General features: G+C 69.4%; 1 protein-coding gene. It reads left to right on the top strand.

The features are described 5' to 3' along the window. Window positions 1-255, top strand: a 255-nt coding sequence (locus tag EU800_RS27165; protein WP_371685682.1) for a hypothetical protein, incomplete at both ends; no start/stop codon positions are given.

Below are 255 nucleotides of genomic sequence, written 5' to 3'. Positions count from 1 at the left end.
CCTCGGACAGCGTGGCGGACCTCGCGAAGCGAATTCGGACAGACGGCATCGACGTCGCGGCCACGCTCATCGCCGGGGGAGCACTCGATAGAGGCCGCATTGCGATCTCGCTCGACGCGGCGGCGTTGGCCGATGCGACGGGTTTGCCGACCAGCTCGATGGATCCCGACCTGCTCGAACTCGACCGGCCGTTCACCTGCCGGCGACGTGGCGCCGAGATGAAGATCGTCGCCGGCAGCCGCGCGCCGGAACCTG

Source organism: Tropicimonas sp. IMCC6043 (genome assembly GCF_004146235.1).
Taxonomy (GTDB): Bacteria; Pseudomonadota; Alphaproteobacteria; order Rhodobacterales; family Rhodobacteraceae; genus Tropicimonas.
This window is presented reverse-complemented; position numbering and strand designations above follow the sequence as displayed.